This window comes from Marinomonas sargassi (assembly GCF_025716875.1).
GTDB classification, from domain to species: domain Bacteria; phylum Pseudomonadota; class Gammaproteobacteria; order Pseudomonadales; family Marinomonadaceae; genus Marinomonas; species Marinomonas sargassi.
The window spans coordinates 230,387-247,637 of sequence record NZ_JAOVZB010000003.1; the positions used below are offsets into that span (position 1 = coordinate 230,387).

The 17,251-nt window shown below is 42.9% G+C and carries 12 protein-coding genes; 3 read left to right on the forward strand and 9 right to left on the reverse strand.

Translation table 11 applies throughout. The annotated features are described in order from the left end of the window. Positions 1-14 precede the first annotated feature (14 nt). Together OFY17_RS07980 and OFY17_RS07985 are read right to left on the reverse strand one after the other, a co-directional pair. Positions 15-386: a nucleotide pyrophosphohydrolase gene (locus OFY17_RS07980; protein ID WP_318013663.1), complete on the reverse strand. Its 372-nt coding sequence runs from the start codon at positions 384-386 to the stop codon at positions 15-17. A 2-nt stretch (positions 387-388) separates the two neighbouring features. Next, positions 389-1,546: a M14 family metallopeptidase gene (locus OFY17_RS07985; protein ID WP_263530203.1), complete on the reverse strand. Its 1,158-nt coding sequence runs from the start codon at positions 1,544-1,546 to the stop codon at positions 389-391. 37 nt (positions 1,547-1,583) lie between these two features. Here OFY17_RS07985 and OFY17_RS07990 point away from each other — a divergent pair, with 37 nt between their 5' ends. Next, positions 1,584-2,099: a hypothetical protein gene (locus OFY17_RS07990; protein ID WP_263530204.1), complete on the forward strand. Its 516-nt coding sequence runs from the start codon at positions 1,584-1,586 to the stop codon at positions 2,097-2,099. 56 nt (positions 2,100-2,155) lie between these two features. Here the strand turns inward: OFY17_RS07990 and OFY17_RS07995 are convergent, their stop codons facing one another. The 5 genes from OFY17_RS07995 to OFY17_RS08015 all read right to left on the reverse strand — a co-directional run bounded on the left by OFY17_RS07995 (position 2,156) and on the right by OFY17_RS08015 (position 9,893). After that, entirely contained in the window at positions 2,156-2,767 is a 612-nt protein-coding gene (locus OFY17_RS07995; RefSeq protein WP_263530205.1) for a MarC family protein, read from the reverse strand. A gap of 98 nt (positions 2,768-2,865) precedes the next feature. Continuing rightward, positions 2,866-5,616, reverse strand: a complete 2,751-nt coding sequence (locus OFY17_RS08000; RefSeq protein WP_263530206.1) for a hsp70 family protein — start codon at positions 5,614-5,616, stop codon at positions 2,866-2,868. Next, entirely contained in the window at positions 5,617-7,380 is a 1,764-nt protein-coding gene (locus tag OFY17_RS08005; RefSeq protein WP_263530207.1) for an Hsp70 family protein, read from the reverse strand. Positions 7,381-7,382: 2 nt separating this feature from the next. After that, positions 7,383-7,970: a DUF2760 domain-containing protein gene (locus OFY17_RS08010; protein ID WP_263530208.1), complete on the reverse strand. Its 588-nt coding sequence runs from the start codon at positions 7,968-7,970 to the stop codon at positions 7,383-7,385. A 3-nt stretch (positions 7,971-7,973) separates the two neighbouring features. After that, positions 7,974-9,893 carry an ATP-binding cassette domain-containing protein gene (locus OFY17_RS08015; RefSeq protein WP_263530209.1) on the reverse strand — a complete coding sequence of 640 codons (1,920 nt, stop codon included), beginning with the start codon at positions 9,891-9,893 and terminating at the stop codon, positions 7,974-7,976. Positions 9,894-10,157: 264 nt separating this feature from the next. Between OFY17_RS08015 and OFY17_RS08020 the strand changes: the two genes are divergently transcribed. Together OFY17_RS08020 and OFY17_RS08025 are read left to right on the forward strand one after the other, a co-directional pair. After that, on the forward strand, positions 10,158-11,255 hold the full coding sequence (locus OFY17_RS08020) for an efflux RND transporter periplasmic adaptor subunit (RefSeq protein WP_263530210.1): 1,098 nt from the start codon (positions 10,158-10,160) through the stop codon (positions 11,253-11,255). 10 nt (positions 11,256-11,265) lie between these two features. After that, positions 11,266-14,391: an efflux RND transporter permease subunit gene (locus OFY17_RS08025; protein ID WP_263530211.1), complete on the forward strand. Its 3,126-nt coding sequence runs from the start codon at positions 11,266-11,268 to the stop codon at positions 14,389-14,391. A 79-nt stretch (positions 14,392-14,470) separates the two neighbouring features. On the opposite strand, the gene OFY17_RS08030 is transcribed toward OFY17_RS08025, so the two are convergent. Then, positions 14,471-15,643, reverse strand: coding sequence for an O-succinylhomoserine sulfhydrylase (locus OFY17_RS08030; RefSeq protein ID WP_263530212.1), 1,173 nt, complete (start codon positions 15,641-15,643; stop codon positions 14,471-14,473). 86 nt (positions 15,644-15,729) lie between these two features. After that, positions 15,730-17,238, reverse strand: a complete 1,509-nt coding sequence (purF, locus tag OFY17_RS08035; RefSeq protein ID WP_263530213.1) for an amidophosphoribosyltransferase — start codon at positions 17,236-17,238, stop codon at positions 15,730-15,732. Positions 17,239-17,251: the final 13 nt, after the last annotated feature.

A 17,251-nucleotide genomic window follows, 5' to 3' on the forward strand; every position in this document is an offset into this window, starting at 1 on the left:
TTGAGCGCGCTCAACTACTTATACTCAGTATACTTTTTAGAGCTACCTTTAACCTTCTCAACTGGGTAGTTCATCCCATTTTTTGCAATCTTTGCTTGTGCGGCGGACAACAAATCAATGTTTAACTTATCCGCTAAGCGAACGGTAAACAACAGAACATCTGCCAATTCTTCCTCTACCGCCTGAAATTGATTAGCGTCTAACTTGCTAGATTCTGCTTCTGTTAACCAGCGAAAGCAATCTAACAGCTCTGCGGCTTCACCAGCTAATGCCATGGATAAGTTTTTAGGGGAATGAAACTGATCCCAATCCCTTTCTTTCGCAAAGCTCTGCATGGCTTCTTTTAATACAACTAAAGAATCTTGAGACTTCATAGGGTCAGTCAACTTTATTCTCCATCCACTTTCATATGGGAACTCTGCATGACTTGATAGATAGGGTAAAGCACATCCGCCCCTAGAATTTTTGCTCTTTCTGGAGACCAACCAACAACTTCATCTGGTAAGTTCTGATTATCTTTAAAAGGCATTTCTAAGGTAAAAGACAAGCACTTATAGGTTTCACCAACCCATTTTGTTGCAACAGACAAATTCGCTTCACCAAATTGATCTGGCGTATAACCTATTTCAGTTTGGAAATCTGGGCTTACCGAAACCAATACATCTTTAAAAAGTGCTTCCATTGATGCCATACGGTCGTCAAAAGAAGGAATACCTTCACAACCATCTACAAAATTCACAGGAAGAGCTTCATCACCATGAATATCTAAGAAGAGGTCAACACCGGTTTCTGCCATTTTATTCTGCACAGCTAAGACTTCTGGACTGAATTCCTTATTTGGATTTTTCCACTCACGATTAAGGTTTACACCCTTTGAGTTAACCCGTAAATTACCATGCACAGCACCATCTGGGTTCATATTAGGCACCACATAGAAACGACATTGCTCTAATAAGGCTCTCGCTATTGGATGAGACTCATCAAACAAGCGCTCTAGCAACCCTTCTACAAACCACTCGGCCATAGTCTCACCGGGGTGTTGTCGAGCAATAATCCAAATATTTTTGGCTAGACCTTGGGTCTTACTGACTTCAAGTAATGTAAGGTCTCGGCCTTCCGCTGTCTCTCCTAAATGGTCGGTAATGCAATCTTCGTGGTTTGCTGCCCACGCTACCATATCTTGATGGCGCTCATAGCTGTAAGGGGCAAAGTAAGCATAATATACGCTGTCATGTTCTGGCTGGTGGCTTACTACCAGTTTTCCGTCACGGTACTCTGTTGGCACTCGAAACCAGTACTCTCTATCGTAAGAGGCTACTGCTTGATAATCTTTCCAGCCATCAGGGTAAGCGGCGTCTGCAGCATTCTCAAAATAGATAACACACTCTTCCCCCATTCCGCCTTGTAAGCGAAAATAAAACCACTGAAGGAATTTAGAGTTTGTATCATTAGGGATTTTTACTCTAATATTGTCCGGCTCCGAAGCATTTATCACGGAGATATTACCGCCATCAAATGCACTGCTGATCTTGATTCGGCTGGTCATTTACTTTTCCTTAACAATCAAACATTGGTTCTACATTATGGCAAGTTTACCTATATTCATGACGGCTGTCGCCAACTCTTCTGACGAGCCCGCCTTCCCACTGCTTTATACTTGGTCAACCGTAGAAGCCCAAGTAAAAGAAGTTCTGGTTATTCCTGACGATGAATGGCTAGAAGAGCATACGATAGAGGCAAACTCTCTTGATCTCGATGAACAACAACTTTATGAATTTGGTTTCGAAGCCAGTGATATTCTAGCAGAATGGACAAGTGAATTTGATACCGATGTTATATATGGGCTCGAGCCAGAACTTCTCAATACCCTGATTGAAGCGACCTATGACAGTAAAGGCCTAGAGCCAAGTTTTGAAGTGCATAGCATACACAGCTGGTTTGAAGAAAGAGGCGTCAATCTTGATGATGCTATGTTAGAGCAAGGGCAAACTACCCCATTACACCTTCTTCCACCTGATGAATTAATTATTCAATTGCTACAAACTGCGGTTGAGCAAGAACTCATATCGCCAAGTGACATACCAGCAATAGAAGATTAGAACTTTAATTATGAAAAGCACCTTAGCCATTTAGGTAAGGTGCTAATATGAAAAGCTTAGATAGCAGAAAGTGTATGGGTAAATAAGCTTCGTACACCATTCACCAACATTTGCACCGACATCATTAAGAGCAACATCCCCATCAAGCGCTCTAAAGCAGCCAAGCCTTTCTCTTTCAATATTTTATTTAACAAAGGCGCCATAGCAAGAATAACCACTGAAATTCCCCAAGCAGCTGAAATGGCTATTAATAGACCTTGTTGCTCATCAGGGTAACTTTTTACCATTACTAGCAATGTCGCCAATGTTGAGGGTCCTGCCAACATAGGAATCGACACAGGGACGATAAAAGGTTCAACTGCTGGAGCTGTATTTGCAGATACAGGTGAAGGAAATATCATCTTCAAGGCAATCACAAATAAAACCACACCACCAGCAATAGAGATGGATTCAGTTTCTAGATGCAAAAGCGCTAAGAATTCAGCACCGAAAAACAAAAAGGCCACCAATATGACCAAACCAATCAAGCCATCGCGGATTACAATTTGAGACTGTCTTCGAGAAGCCACTCCCTTCATTGCTGCCAGTAAAATAGGTATGTTGCCAAATGGGTCTATGACAAACAAAAACAACAACATTGCCGACAGTATGGAAAAATCTGTATTCATAAATTCCTTTCTCGAGGTCTTTTTTGACCTTACTCCTGCTTACTTCATTAAGGGGCAAGCTAACAAGAATGCCCTATTCATCAACAATAAATAATACGCTAAATACTTAAGCCCATAGGAAGGCTTTCACCTAATAAAGAGTTCAGCTCCTCTTTATTTATCTCTACTTCACTTTGTAAACGAGACAACCATTGGTTCGGGCATTTGTCTTTCTTTAGTTTCTTTGCCACCTTGAGACGATAGCTCTTTAACTTATCTGACTCACCGTCACTCATTTGAGAGATAAGTACTGCAGCAAAGCCCGCTTGCTTACGTTTTTTCCAATCTTCTTTTAGAGCAAAGTCTAAAATATCGTAGAGCCTTTCCTCTGGTATACGTTGATCACGCTCAGCGTTAAGAAGGTGGCGAGATGCAATTCGACCAACAGCCCACCAAGAGGTTTCCGATTCCGAGCTTTTCTTTAGCCTCTTTAGTAGCCATTCGATAGTAGTTAACTTGTCATCAAGCGACATGACCTCCAAAGAACCCACCAAGCGTACTAGATCATCACTGGACTTGGTTTCTAAAGACTTCATCTTCTCACGAGAGCGTTGCCCTGCAGGTGAATAGTACTGGCTAAACTGCTTATAAAGCCTTGCTTGCTGCTCAACCGTTAATCCACCAGCAACACGTCGGTATAATGTCCAGTACTGCCCCCACACAGCCGCAGTATCGAATTGATTACCTGCTTGCGTTACATTAATCACTTGCTGAAGACGTTCAGGGTCATGACTATCTCCATATCCTGGACGCAAACAGAAACCTAGTAACTGAAGCCACTGGCGCTCATGCTGAGCACTCTTTGTTCGCCCTGACTTCAAAGACAACAGTTTGTCTGCTAAGCGCCGAAGAGTAGCAAGGCTCCATTCTTCCCTATTACCTAATAAGGCATCTAATTCTTGTTTAAATGACTTGATGAGATCAGGAAATGCTTTTTGACCAACATTTGAGAAACAGCGCATAAGGAGCTCTTCTGCTTGCCCCATATTAGTGTGTAATACACTTACCGTTTCCTGTTCAGCAGACACATCCGTTTCATCTTTTTGAGTTGCGAAGCTCAATAACCAAGACTCACTAGATTGAGTGGAGTGAAGAGAGACTTCTAAAACACCTACCTCTGTCATTTTAGCAATAAGATTAACCTGCACTTCATTGAGCTCTTCACTGGAATCGAGCTCAGAGGTTAAGTTTGATATGTAGTGAAACTTAACGCCCTGCTTTATTTCCCCAGCAATACACTCTATTGCATCATCTGAACGATATAATGGAAACTGAACCTGCTGACCAAGCTTTAAAGTAAACTCTCGTTCCAGCCGTATTGCTTCATCCTTCAACGTACCTTTTGGCAACAAACCAATGTATTTATCGTCATCGAGCTGTAGATACAGGCTATGGGGCACACCACTTTCGATACGCACACTCTGACCGGCTAATGAATTTAGATAAATCACTGCGCCTTTTGCTACCGCATCATTGGGTTCGTCCGCTGTGCAGTCATAAATAGGCGCTTTAGACCAAGCATTCAGCTGGTTTACAATTTTGCTTTTTAAAAAAGAGCTATTAAATAAGCCACCATTAAATAATACAGCGTCAGGTATTGGTGTTCCCGTGGCACTTATTATCAGGTCTTGATGTTGACTTAAAAAAGCTGCCAAATGACGAGAGAAAGCAGGATCAGATTCATAAGGCAAACCTAAGGTATGCATCGCATAATGATGCTTTTGAACAGGCTCATTTACATCAACCAGTGGAAAAAAACCTGAAGCAACTTGTTCAATTAACGTTTCTCGTGAAACATTAAATTTTTGAGAACCACCAATTAACTTACTCCCTCCTCCCAATACAGTAATATCTAAAGATTCTGGAGCATCAGTGCTTAGTAGAGCTTCTTTCGCTTTTCGTGTTTGTTGAACAAGTGCGGCTAAACGGGAAGCAGATAGCGCTGAGGTTTTCCTAGGGTCTAACTGATAAGCAAGGGCCTGATCTAAGTTGTCTCCACCTAATAAAAGGTGCTCACCTACTGCGACACGTTTAAGTGCAATCGGAGAAACTGAAGTATTTGTAGTAGAAGAGTTAGCTGTAGAATGAATAGCCACCAAACTAAAATCACTGGTTCCACCACCGATATCAACCACCAAGAGCATTTTTTTATCTGCTAATGCAGTCAGCTTTTGATCATCACTAATATAGTAGTAACAGGCAGCCTGAGGTTCTTCTAGTAGATAAGGAGAGCCTAGCTCAGCTTGTTGAGCAGCTTCCAATGTTAGAGAGCGAGCTTCTTCATTAAAAGAAGCCGGAAGAGTCAAGGCAATCTCCTGATCTTCTAAAGCATGATCTGGGAAGTAATTATTCCAGCTTTGTTTAATATGACTCAATAGGTAAGTAATTGCATTTAATGGGCTCACCTTTTTAGGAAAGTCGCTTCCCCAAGGTAAAATAGCTGCACGGCGATCTACCTGATTATGACTGAGCCAACTTTTAGCACTTTGCACGAGCTGACCGGCTCGTCGCTGCCCTAAAGCTAATGCCCCCACACCAACAATAATATCCGAGTTCTGCTCTCGCCACGGCAATACTGGGGTTCTATCCCCTACTTCATCCTTGGCAAGCAAATAAATGGCACTTGGAAGGTAAGTAAACTCTTGTACAGAACAATTCTCCATCACTTGTGGAATAGAAAGCAGTGTGGGAGCTAGACTACTTTCTCCCTGTACAGAGTTTTCAATAGGCTCATCAATGGCCACATAAGAAACAACACAATTGGTTGTTCCTAAATCAATACCAACGCGGTACGCCGGCTTAGCTGACATCTACTTCGTCTCCCTAACTTGAAATTCAATTACCCAGCTTAACTCAGACTGAGTATCGTGAGCTTCTAGTACGAGCAAACCAAGTTCAGTAACCCTAGCCGATAGGTAGACTCGAACCAACTCCGCGGAGGCATAGTGACCAGCATCTAAACTGATGGATAACGGATTTAGTTCAGTTAATTGACCTAACGAAAAAGACCTAATAACGGCACCGACAGAATCTATTTTATTGGTGTTAGATTGAAAGAATCGGAAAGAAACGCTTTCACCAACGACCAGTGAAAACTCATTAGGAAGCATTTGCTCATCAGAGCCTTCCTCTAAACCAAAAGGCGCTACACACACAGCATCTACGGGTGGCGCCATACCTGGAATAGCGGGCATAGGGCTAGCAACACCTATGTAATAATTGGCAGCCAGCCCACTTTTAACTTTCAACCCACCTTGCTCTTTAATTTGTGCGTAATAGGCAGCACCTTTGGCAACAGCAAAGTCCAAGTGTGAAGGCGTTAACATAACCAACTGTGGGTTATTAAGTAATCTTGATATAGAAGACTCTAGTACCGAGCGTAATGGTAAAGCATTAAAGACCCCACCGTTTAAAAGAACTTTATCGGGCGAAACATCATGCGTCGCAAGGAACTCACTGATATGTCGAGTTATTGCAGGGTCGGCTTCAAAGTCCAAGTTAATACTACTAAAACCCGATCTTGTTGCTCTATGAGCTTGCTCACCAGACTCTACACTTGGAAAGAAACCATCAACTAGAAGCGCCTTAAGGTCTGCTTGGGATAAAGTCCCCTTAATGCTTTTATTGAATAAGCTACGGCCACGACTCGGCACAACTACACTCACTTCAGCTAAATCAGGGTTAGCAAAAAGCCGCTCTTTCGCTTCTCGGCAAGCTTGGGTTAAACCTGTTATTTGCCACTGCTCTAACTGTGTTCCAGTTTGTGCGAGCTGGCTAGCCACATGATAGGTCAACGCCATGTCCATGTTGTCGCCACCTAGTAAGATATGACGACCAACCGCAACACGTTCAAGGCCAAATACACCCTCGTTTTCAACGGCTTTAACAAGAGATAAATCTGTTGTGCCACCACCTACATCCACTACCAATACATGCTCACCTACAGCAAGCTCGTCAGTCCATGATGCTTGATCCGCTAGCCATGAATAAAATGCAGCAAGTGGCTCTTCAATAAGACGCGCACGTAAGCCAACTTTTTCGGCAGCTTGCTCTGTAACAGTACGGGCAGCTGGGTCAAAAGAAGCGGGAACAGTAATAACAACATTCTGTTCTGCTATTGGTGCATCAGGAAAAGCATAGCTCCAAGCGTTAATCAGGTGCGACAGCAAGGTTTCCGTCACTTCTGCTGATGATACTTTTGATACTTCTTCTAATGCATCAACAGGAAGCACGGCCTCATGGGCTTTAACTTGCGAGTGGCACAACCAGCTTTTGGCACTCTGCACCAAACGCCCAGATGACTTAGCACCTAGCTCCCGTGCTAGTTGCCCAACAATCGAAGTCACTTTCCCCCAAGGGAGCTGTAAGTCACTTTCTAAAAACTCTGTTTTATGGGGAAAGTAGACGAAGGAAGGCAATAGATTTAACTCATCCACTCTTCCCGCAGCAGTAAGTTGTGGAATTTTCAACTGCTTTAAATCAATTTGAGCGCGCTCACCACCTTCAAAGGATGCAGAATAATAGACGGCTGAATGCGTAGTACCAAGATCGACACCAATAAAATACTTCCCCATACTTACACCTCGATTTCGGCAGGCGCTAATATGGAAAGGCCGTCAGTGTTAACTACTTTAGGTAAACGAGTCTCTGTTACTTTCCAGCCTGGGTGGATTAAAGAGCCAACAAATGGCCCTTCACCTTCAACACGACCTTCCAGCTTGATTTCTTTAATATCATAACCAACAGGTACTTCCACTCGACTGTTTTCAGGCGCTGAGTTAACAACATCGATGGAAAAATGCTGCTTAATCACTTTTGCACAGCCTGCATGTATTTGACGGGCCGCAGCCCCCACATCAGCATCTTCATAGTCCGCTATGCTTTCTTGAACAAAATCGATGAAGCGGGCTTCTTTTTGCAGTAGTTGCAGCAATTGGTGCGCGCCATCTTCATTTACTGAGTCCAAGCGTGGCGCTTCTATTTCACGAACCACTTCTACTGTCTCTGTAATGACTTTAGGCTCAGCCTCAAAAGAAAAGGCTTCCCCTTTTCCAGCAAGCTGACAACGAGCTGCATACTGGCCATCACTAAGGTATTTGAAAAATTGACCAAAGGCCCCGATAAAACGAGGTACAAAAGATATTGGAGTAATTTTCTGAGTCATAATTTATCCGTTCTGCATTTCTTCAAGTTCTAACCAGCGCTCCATAGTATTCTCAAGCTGCTGTTCTTTATCTGCTAATTTCTCAAGTGTTTCTTGTACTTTGGCTGAGTCACCTGAGTAAAAGTCGGCTGAGCTGGTTATCTCATGCAAGGATGCGACTTCTTCTTCCAGTTCAGCAATCACATCTGGCATATTTTCAAACTCGCGCTGAAGCTTATAGCTCAGCTTCACCTTAGGTTTACTATTTTCTGGAGCAGGTTTAGTTTCCTGAGCCTCGGTTTTAACGCTGCTTTCTTTTTTAGCAGGCGTATCAGTTTGCGAGGTTGATTCTGTAGGGAATTTACCACCTTGACGAATCCAATCTTGATAGCCGCCAACATACTCCTTCACATTACCTTCACCTTCAAACGCCACCACACTAGTCACAACATTATCTAAGAAAGAGCGGTCATGGCTCACCAACAAAAGCGTGCCGTCATAATTCATCAAGAGTTCTTCAAGAAGCTCTAAAGTCTCTACATCCAAGTCGTTTGTTGGCTCATCCATAATCAGCAGGTTAGCTGGCTTGGTGAAAAGCTTAGCCAATAAGACACGGTTACGTTCACCACCTGACAAAGCTTTTATTGGAGTTCGCGCTCGCTCTGGGGGGAACAAGAAATCACCTAAATAACCAATAACGTGTTTGTTATGGCCATTGATTTCAATCACATCTTTGCCTTCACCCACATTCTCAGCGACGGTTTGTTCAGGATTAAGTTGCTCCCTAAGTTGATCGAAGTAAGCCACATTCAACTTGGTACCTTGGCGAACCTTACCAGACTCAGGCTCTAGATTGCCCAACAGAATTTTCAAGAAGGTACTTTTGCCGCAACCGTTAGGTCCAATTAAGCCAATTCGATCACCACGATTAACAATAAAGTCCATCGGTTTAAGAATGACTTTATTTTCAAAGGAATGGGCAACCTGAGTAAATTCAGCCACCAACTTGCCCGACTTCTCTTTGGTTTCAATCGCCATTTTTGCATTACCTTGACGGCCGATACGTTCAGAGCGCTCTACCCTCATAGCTTTTAAGGCTCTTACTCGACCTTCATTACGAGTACGGCGGGCTTTAATACCTTGGCGAATCCATACTTCTTCTTCTGCAAGGCGTTTATCAAATAGAGCGTTGGCACGTTCTTCTTCTTCAAGCATCTTCTCTTTGAAGATAAGAAACTCGTGGATGTTGCCACTGAAGGAAATTAAGTTACCTCGATCGAGTTCGATAATACGATTGGCAAGCTTTTCCAAGAAACGTCTATCATGGGTAATAAAAAGAATGAGGCCACGGAATTGTTGAAGCTGTTGCTCCATCCACTCAATGGTTGGCACGTCCAAATGGTTGGTCGGCTCATCCAGTAGCAAGACATCTGGATTGGAAATTAAGGCTTGAGCAAGAATGACTCGTCGGCGCCAACCACCTGACAACTCAGACATCAGTTTATCTGCTGGTAGTGCCAAACGCTGTATCATATGATTAACACGTTGTTCTAAATCCCAACCTTGTATACGGTCTAATTCCGTTTGAATGTTACCCAGTTCATCTGAATGGTCATTATCTAGATCTTCTAATAATGCAAAGTAACGCGTCATTAAATTATGAGCTTCGCCTGCACCTTCACTAACCACTTCTCGAACTGTTTTTTCGTTTGCATCTGGCAACTCTTGAGGCAGTTGAGCAAGTTTCATCCCGCCTTCTAGTCGTACCACACCTTCATCAGGTACTAGCTCACCTAGAATTACTTTAAGTAGAGTTGATTTACCTGTGCCATTTCGACCTATGATAGCCACCCTTTCACCTGCTTCTGCGGCAAAGCTAATTTTTGAAAGTAGCGGGTTATGACCAAAGGCAATACTGATTTGTTCTAACGACAATAGACTCATATCTATCCATATTTAAGTAAAAAAATAGTGGCGCTATAGTATCATTCTTCTGCTAGAAGGTTCAGTAAATATGAAGGGACAACAAGCCAAAAACTGATTGTTATATAAGATATAACAAAGTTTTTTATATATTTTATTAGAAAGCAAACTGTCGTTATTGTTATCATCAAGAGATATCACAAGATTCTCTTTAGTTGTCAGGGTTTGACTCATTAAAAGGAGCACAACTTGTTCGGCAACTATTCCTTAACTTAGGAGCGTTAAATGTCGTTAAAGAATAAAGTTGGGCCTCTTACTGCGGTTGTTATTGCTTCAGCAACGGTTACTTGGATGGTGATAGGAGGAAACGGAATTACCGCAGCACCCGCATCAAATGAGCCAGCTCAAGAAGCACAGGCTACATCTGATACACAAAAAGCCAATACACTGTATCCAGTACAAGCCAAGAAACTTCAAAGCCAACTTGTTGAGACACACCTAACGTTAAGTGGGAAAACCCTAGTCAATGACAGCCTTACATTAACCAATGGTTATGCTGGCCGTGTTACCTCTTTGCCTTATGCTAAAGGTGATAAAGTTGAAAAAGGTTCTTCTATCCTAAAAATTGACACCCGTGCATTAAAAACACAAATAGAGGAAGCTGAGCTTTTAGTAACTCAAAGAAAGCTTGAGCTAGAAGGTATAAAAAGACTTTCCGTCAACAACTTCTCCTCTAAAGCCAATTTAGCCTCTGCAGAAACAGCACTGGCTTCAGCCAAAGCAACTGAGCTGGCATTAAAGATTCAACTAGAAAATGCCAACTTAACTGCACCATTTTCTGGAATACTGAACAGTCTGGATGTAGAGAAAGGTCAGCTACTGGCAAACAGCGCCACTGTGGGTACGATCATATCCATCAACCCTATCAAGGTAAGTGTAGATATTCCTCAGAGCAAAATTCATAAAGTCTCTATTGATACTCAAGCCAATATTCAATTTGACTCGGGTTACCAAACAGACGGTACTGTTTCTTATATAAGCAGTGTTGCAAATGAAGCAAATCGCACCATTAGCGTTGAGTTACTGGTAAACAACTCCGAGAGCAACATCTTTGCTGGCGTTACTGCAAAAGTTGATTTTATTTTGGAAAGGCAGAAAGCGCATGCATTTTCCCCTGCTCTTCTCACTTTGGATGACTTTGGAAATACTGCAGTAAAGACCTTAAGTGGTGATAATAAAGTTGTTATATCTCCTATTGAAATCATTCGATCAGAAAGAGAACAAATTTGGGTAACCGGATTAGAAGACACAACAAACATTATTACTGTTGGTCAGGGCTTTGTCTCTGAAAACGATACTGTCGACGCCCATTACCAAAACTAAGGAACTCGGAATGCAAACTCTCATTGAGGCAGCCTTAGCTCGCTCACGTACCGTTATGATGTTCTTTATACTCATTGTCATAATGGGCATAGTTTCATACATTGAAATTGCTAAAGAAAGTGATCCTGATATCACTATCCCAGTGGCTTACGTATCCGTTTCCTTAGAGGGTATATCCCCTGAAGATGCTGACAGCCTATTAGCTCACCCTTTAGAAAAGGAGCTGAAAGGCCTTGAAGGCCTAAAAGAAATAAAATCGACAGCCTCTGAAGGCCATGCCTCTATCATCCTAGAGTTTGAATCTGGTACTGATATTGACCAAGCGATCCTTGACGCTAAAGACAAGGTAGATAGAGCGAAAAGTGAATTGCCTGACGATGCCGAAGAGCCTACCGTAACAGAAATCAATTTATCAACCTTCCCTGTCTTGAGAGTGAATCTATCGGGCAATGTCGATTTTGCAACCCTTAGTCGAACCGCTAAAAACTTGCAGGACAGTATTGAGGCAATTGATGGCGTATTAGAAGCCGCCATTAGCGGTGACCGTGATCAGCAGGCGCAAATCATCATCAGCCCAGAGAAAATAGAATCTTATAACCTTTCTCTCGCTGAAGTAGCTAATTTTGTTGCTGGGAATAACCGTTTGGTGGCTGCTGGTAATCTGGATACGGGTGCTGGCCGATTCTCCTTGAAAGTACCGGGACTATTAAAAACCAAAGAAGATATATTAAACCTGCCAATTAAAGTGGATGGCGATGATGTGGTTCTATTAGGTGATGTGGCAACCGGAGAGCTCACTTTTGAAGATCCAACAAGCTATGCTCGTGTGGCAGGAAAGCGCAGCATCTCTTTAGCGGTATCCAAGCGAGTAGGCGTTAACATTATCGAAACCATTAACGCAGTAAAGGAAGTCGTGGCCGAGGAAAGCCAAGGCTGGGTCGATGGCATTGAATATAATCTTACTGGTGACAAATCCGTTGATATAGAAACCTCTTTAAACGATCTCTTCAATAACGTATTGGCCGCTACTCTACTAGTAATGATCGTTATTGTTTGGGCCTTAGGTGCTCGAAGCGCCATCCTAGTAGGTTTAGCTATACCGGGGGCATTTTTAGCTGGCATTTTGATATTAGACCTGCAGGGACATACCATTAATATGGTCGTTCTTTTCGCACTAATTTTGAGTGTTGGCATGCTGGTGGATGGCGCAATCGTTGTCACTGAATACGCGGACAGAAGACTTGCTGAAGGAGCCAATAAACGCGAAGCCTATAAAGAGGCAGCTAAACGTATGGCATGGCCAATTACCGCTTCAACAGCAACAACACTCGCTGTATTTATGCCACTCTTATTTTGGCCTGACATCGTGGGTGAATTCATGCGCTACATGCCTATCACCATTATAGCCACACTATCTTCCTCTCTTGTTATGGCCTTGATTGTTTTACCGACCATTGGCTCCGTCATAGGTAAGAAAGGCGCCTATTCAGAGAAGCACATGAAAGCGTTAGCAGTGACTGAAAGTGGCGATCTCAGAGAATTAACTGGACTAACAGGCCTATACGGCCGAATGCTTAATAAATTAGTAGAAAGCCCTATTATTGTTCTACTCTTTACCATCACCTTGTTAATCAGTGTTTTCACGGTATACGGAAAGTTCGGTAAGGGTGTTGAATTCTTCCCTGATATTGAGCCTGAATCTGCCAACTTGGAAGTCCGTGCTCGTGGAGACCTTTCTCTCGCCGAGAAGGACAACCTAGTCAGGCAAGTTGAGAATCAACTCTTAGACATTACTGAACTACAAAGCATAGTAACAACAAGCTTCGTAACGCCAGGAAACAATGCTTCTCCTGATAGCATTGGCTCAATCAATCTCGAATTTACCGACTGGTATGAACGCGAGTCAGCCAGCGTTATTTTAGAGAGAATCAGAGAGCGCACAAAGAGTATCCCGGGTATCGAAATTAGCGCAGAAAAAGAGCAAGGCGGTCCACAATCTGGTGCTGATATTCAATTACAGCTTACCTCCGACTATTCCGCTGCGCTTAATGCCGCTGCGGATGAAATTAGTAAAAGGTTACGTGAACGTAAGGAGATCCTATCCGTAAACGACGATAGATCTTTACCCGGTATAGAATGGCGTATTGAAATCGATCGTGAAGAAGCGAGTCGCTATGGGGTTGATGTGAACAGCCTAGGAAATGTCATCAAACTGGTTACCACTGGTATCACCCTTAGTGACTTCTTACCGGAAGGCGCCGATGATAAAATCGATATCATCCTACGCTACCCAGTCAATAACAGAAGCTTAGATCAGTTAGACCAATTGCAGATTCCAACGAATCAAGGAAGCATTCCTGCAAGCAACTTCATTAAGCGCTATGCAGCTCCAAAGCAAGGCGTAGTCAATCGTACTGAGGGTAAAAAATCGGTACAAATTGAAGCGGATGTTGAAGACGGCCTTGTGGTAGATGAAGTGATTAAGCGCATTAAAGCAGAGCTAGACGCCCAAGGCATAGATAGTCACGTGAGCTACGAGTTCCGAGGCAATACCGAAGAACAGCAAAAATCCATGGTTTTCTTAGCTAAAGCGTTTGGTGTGGCTTTCTTTATTATGGCGATCATATTGGTCACTCAATTTAATAACTTCTTCCAATGTCTTTTGATTTTAAGTGCCGTTGTCTTCTCCACCATGGGGGTCTTTATTGGCCTTATGCTAAAAGGCCAGCCTTTTGGTATTGTCATGAGCGGGGTTGGCGTTATTGCGTTGGCAGGTATTGTTGTAAATAACAATATAGTCCTGATTGATACCTTTAATGGTCTTATCAAAAAAGGTATGAGAGTGCGTGAAGCGGCAGTACGTACAGGTGTTCAGCGCTTAAGGCCTGTTATCCTGACGACTATCACAACCATCTTGGGTTTGATTCCAATGGTGTTTCAGCTCAACATAGATCTGATCCATCAAACTATCAGTGTTGGCGCCCCTTCTGCACAATGGTGGACTCAGCTATCAACCGCAATAGCAGGTGGGCTGGCATTCTCCACGCCTTTAACTCTTATTCTAACGCCATGCTTATTAGTATTAGGCTATCGTCGGAAAGAAAGAAAAAGATTGGCAGCTGCCACTGCTGACTGATTTCATTAATAGTTATTGCGTACAAAAAAGCGGATTTAGAAGTTATCTAAATCCGCTTTTTATGATTTTATCGATCGACTTAAAGCTGAGCTAGTGCATTAGCTATATCAGCAATAATGTCATCAATATCTTCCAGACCAACAGAAATACGAACCAAGCCTTCTGCGATACCGGCTTTTTGTTTTTCTTCATCGGTTAGACGACCATGAGTTGTCGATGCAGGATGTGTGACTAAGGTTTTTGTATCACCAAGATTTCCTGTAATAGACATCAACTTAGTTGCATTAATCACAGACCATGCTGCTTCACGTCCTCCATCTACGACGAATGAGAGAAGACCGCCAAAGCCTTTTTGCTGCTGCTTAGCAAGTTCATGGTACTTATGACTAGGCAAACCACCATAGTTCACTTTTGCCACTTTAGGGTGAGCCTCAAGAAACTCTGCCAACTTCATTGCATTAGATGAATGGGCTGTCATTCGTAATGACAAGGTCTCTAAACCATTTAGTAGTACCCATGCATTAAATGGACTCATGCACGGCCCAGCACTTCTCATAAAGGCAGTAAAGACATCAATAAGCTCTTGTGAAGCAATCAAGGCACCACCTAAGCAACGACCTTGGCCATCGATAAACTTAGTTGCAGATTGCATAACGATATCTGCTCCCTGAGTTAGCGGGTTTTGTAATGCCGGTGTTGCCAACACAGTATCAACGCATAACAATGCATTCTTGGCGTGAGCTAATTTGGCAACACGCTCCACATCAACCACTTCGTATAAAGGATTCGAAGGCGTCTCGAAATAACAAAAGCGCGTTTTGTCATTAATGGCCTCTTCCCACGCTTGGTAATCCGTAGCGTCAACGTATACTACCTCGACACCAAATTTGGTCGTGTAGGTGTTAAAGAACTTAACGGTGGAACCAAAAATGTTACGTGAACAAACTACTCTATCGCCAGCGCTTAACAAGCTATAAGCCAAAGTCATTAGTGCAGACATGCCTGAGCTGGTGGCAATTGCTGCTTCACCTTTTTCAAGAGCCGCTAGACGCTTCTCAAACAACTCAACTGTCGGGTTGGTAAAGCGCGAATAAATGTTGCCATCCTCTTCGCCAGAGAACTTACCCGCCGCCTCTTCTGCGCTGCTATAAGCAAAGCTCGATGTCATAAAGATGGCTTCACTATTCTCTTGTTCTTGTGTTTGGCGTATACCTGCGCGAATGGCCTTTGTTGCATCTTTATAATCTGACATTAGTTCCTCACTTTTCTTTATTTCTAAAACAACTAAGCCAGGTTGTGACCTGGCTTAGTTGAATATCCGTCACGCAAATTCCAATTTTACATGGGATGCATCATATCACTAGATTCAATTTTCTCTGAAGAAGATTTATTTGAATCATTACGAGCATTTTCAATATTCGTTAAGTAATCCGCATCGATGTTACCCGCAATGTAAGTTGCATCGAAAACAGACGTATCAAACTCTCGAACATCTGAATGTTTTTCATCGATACAAGCATCGATAAGATCTTCCAAATCTTGGAAAATAAGCTTATCTGCTTCAATCAACTCACAAATTTCATCCACGTTTCGGTTGTAAGCTATCAACTCTTTTGCCGCTGGCATATCAATACCATAGACATTTGGGTAACGCACTTCAGGGGCGGCAGAGGCGATATACACCTTCTTCGCACCGGCTTCACGTGCCATCTCGATAATTTCTTTACTCGTAGTACCACGAACAATAGAGTCATCAACCAAGAGAACGGTCTTATCTTTAAACTCAAATGGCACAGGGTTTAGCTTCTGACGCACAGACTTTTTACGAACCGCTTGACCGGGCATGATAAAAGTACGGCCAATATAGCGATTTTTTACTAGGCCTTCGCGGAATGGAATATCTAGCGCCTGAGCAATTTGCAACGCTGCAGTACGGCTAGTGTCTGGAATGGGAATAACCACATCAATGTCATGATCCTTCCATTCTCTTTGAATTTTCGCAGCAAGACGGTCGCCCATGTTAATACGAGCTTTATAAACCGAAATGTTATCAATTACTGTGTCAGGACGCGCAAAATACACATATTCAAACAAGCAAGGACGCGCTACTTTTTTAGCAGTACATTGGCGGAAATGTACTTGATGATCTGAATCAATAAAGATAGCTTCGCCTGGCTGTATATCACGTTCTACTTTAAAGCCAGCAGCGTCTAGAGCAACACTTTCAGAAGCAACCATGTATTCAACACCAGTATCAGTCACTCGCGAGCCATAAATTAAAGGACGAATACCATCTGGGTCGCGGAATGCTAATATTCCATAGCCAGTAATCAGAGTAACTACGGCATAACCGCCTTCTATACGTTTATACACTCTCTCTAAAGCGTTAAAAATATCTTCTGCTGAAGGTACTAGCTTGCCCTCTTCGTGTAATTCATGAGCAAGTACATTCACCAATACTTCTGAATCTGATGTCGTATTGATATGACGTAAATCTGACTCAAAGACTTCGCGCTTTAACTTTTCAGTGTTGGTTAGATTACCGTTATGCGCTAAAGAGATGCCATAAGGAGAGTTAACATAGAACGGCTGAGCCTCTGCTGAGCTTGATGTTCCTGCTGTTGGGTAACGAACATGGCCAATACCTATATTACCATGCAGCTTTTTCATATGACGCGTACGGAACACTTCGCTCACAGGTCCGTTGTCTTTACGTAAGTGCAGTCGTCCATTATGGCTAGTTACCATGCCCGCAGCATCTTGCCCACGATGCTGAAGAAGGGTTAATGCGTCAAAGATTGCTTGATTAACCACTGAAGTGCCTACGACACCAACGATACCACACATGTTACAAATCCTC